This is a genomic window from Parabacteroides gordonii MS-1 = DSM 23371, assembly GCF_000969825.1.
In the GTDB taxonomy this organism is placed as follows: domain Bacteria; phylum Bacteroidota; class Bacteroidia; order Bacteroidales; family Tannerellaceae; genus Parabacteroides; species Parabacteroides gordonii.
Genome location: NZ_KQ033925.1, coordinates 1 through 2,603, shown reverse-complemented (window position 1 = coordinate 2,603; position 2,603 = coordinate 1). Strand labels below are relative to the sequence as shown.

Sequence of the window (2,603 nt, the reverse complement as noted above, 5' to 3'; positions counted from 1 at the left end):
CAATCAGCAAATTTATTGTTTTGACCGTAGACTGGAGCGGTTTGTCCCAATTCATTATGCCGGAAAGAAGGATGAAGATACCAGAGTCCAGGATGAACTCTGTATTTTTTATTTCAGCCATGTGTTTAAAAGATTCCATAACCTTCTTAACTAAGTCAACAATATCAACTTCTGACAAATGAAGTTGCACCATTCCGGCTTCTATTTTCTGAACATACAGGAGCTGGTTCACCAGAGTAGATAATGAAGAGGCATTTTTATAAACAAGCGACAGTTTTTCGTACATAGTTTGTGAAAGACGATCAGCCTGCAACAACTCCTGTAAGGGAGAAAGAATTAATGTCAGCGGCGTACGGAGTTCATGGGATACATTGGTAAAAAAGTTCTCACGCTCCCTGTTGATTTGCTTTTCCTTTTCGCGTTCCAGATTGGCCACAAACAACTCATGCTTCAAACGTTCCTCTTTTCTCAGGCGGGCTTGCTGGATCTTTACACGACGCATCCAGTAATACAAGGCCAGCACAACAAAGATGAACGCAATCAACCGGAACCAGACCGTTTCGTACCAATGAGGCAAAATCCTTATAGCAAACGACGTTACATCACCGCTGGAACCGTCCGGGAAGATACTTTTCACTTCAAACAGATATTCGCCCTCAGGAAGATTTGTATAGGAAATCTTCTCGCCTTCCCCCGAAATCAGCCACTCCGATTGATAAGGAGCCAGACGGTAGCTGTATTTCTGTAACGTTTCCGAATAAGTCAGATTACTGAAAAGCAGAGAGAAGCTATTATTCATACCGGATAATATCAGATTATGCACATAAGGAACTCCTTCCGTAAGAATGACCTGATCGTTTATTTTCTCCCCAATTTCAACCGGTTTATTATCTACCTCTATCTGGGTTATTACCACTTTATCCGGCACGGGATGTTCGTCCATTACGTCTTCTGACGTAATGTAAGTCATGTTCTTATTATTACCCCAAAACAAATAATCATGATACAGCATTACCGAACGGTTATTCCCTGATATATAGTAGTTATAAAACAGCTTCTGATGTTTACTGTAACGACAGACACTGGAACTGGAGCCCAACCAAAGATGTCCTTTCGTATCTTCGCTGATACAACCGATAAAATTGCTGCTTAAACCGTCGTGCGTTGTATAGAAAGTATCGATCCGGTTGGATTCAACATCCAGAACACCGAATCCATCCGTATATCCGATATAAAGATTCTTATCGGAAGAAGCAAAAAGGGCACGTATCTCGCGTGCCGGGATATCGGCTTCCTTCTCAAAATCTGCTTGCAAACTCTCTTTGGCCGGATTGAATTTCTTTAACCCGAACGTGGTTCCCAACCATAAGTTTTTATCGGGAGTTTCCGTTATTGCCCGGATTATACCGGGACGAACCTCATAACGTGTGAATTGCCCGGATGACTTATCAAACAATAATAATCCATCCGACGTACCCAGCCATAAACGTTCCTGACTATCGACGAATAGAGACCATATAGAGCCATTCCATGCCGGATTATCAGACAAACGTATCGGGTAGACAGTAAATGTTTTACCGGTTGAGTGATAACGGATCAATTCCGAATTGGTATTTCCAAACCAGAGATCACCCGCTTTATCAGTTATTGCGCTTAATACGGTATTTCCGGCTTCGTTCGGAACCAGTTCAAAAGACAACCGGTGTTGCGGGTCAAAGGCTTCCGTACTTCTCATAATTCCTTTGTGGAAGGTTGCCAGCCAGATATGGTTCTCCTTGTCGGTGGTCATCGCACATATTTCATTATGCGTATCCTGATGGAAACGTTGATAAAACTGCTTTCTTAAATCGGAAGAATACACACCACCTCCCTGTGTTCCGATCCAAAGAAGCCCATCTGCATCATAATAAGCCGAGATCATACGGGTTTCCAGATTCCGGTGAAGCTGTGAAGCCGTATTATTATAGACTTCCGTTGAATATTGGGTAGGATCTTCCTTATCAGGAATCAGGATAGCATATCCATTCCAGGTCGCTGTCAGGTAACGTCCGTTACTGAGCGGAACGATCTCATAAACATCCCAGTGTGACAAGGAATTCTTTTTGTTCTTAGGATCATACGTGTATTGTGAATAAGTATCCAAGACAGGATTGTAGCGGATCGCCCCGTTTGCCCAGGTGGAGATCCAGACATAACCCTCTGAATATAAGAGGCGATTGATATGTATTTTCTTTACTTTGGGTAAATCTCCTTTATTCAGAACGGTGTAGGAAGCAGGATCGAAAGCAAGAATATTTCCCCAGTCCGTTCCGATATATATAACTCCATCCGGCGACTGGCAAAAAGCCAGAAAGTTTGTCCCTTCATCAACCAATGAAGCAAACTCCATTTCTACTTTCAGACTCACTTCTTTAATATTTCCTGTTTTATCTTTCACATAATCTACTGAAACCAGAGAAAGATTATCATAAGAAAGCGACCAGAAAGAAGAGTCATTTTGAATTAGTACATCCTGGACTCTGGTATCCGCTCCCTCGACCTTTGGATAGATAGTGGAAAGATAGAATCCGCTTTAAGAAATCTTTTATCGAATGCTTTCAAAT

At 42.1% G+C, this 2,603-nt stretch carries 1 protein-coding gene; it reads right to left on the bottom strand.

Going from position 1 to position 2,603, the window contains the following annotated elements; translation table 11 throughout:
• Nucleotides 1-2,437 (bottom strand): ligand-binding sensor domain-containing protein (locus HMPREF1536_RS26500; protein ID WP_316933320.1); only part of this gene is annotated, 2,437 nt, incomplete at its 3' end.
• Between the last annotated feature and the right edge of the window lie 166 nt (nucleotides 2,438-2,603).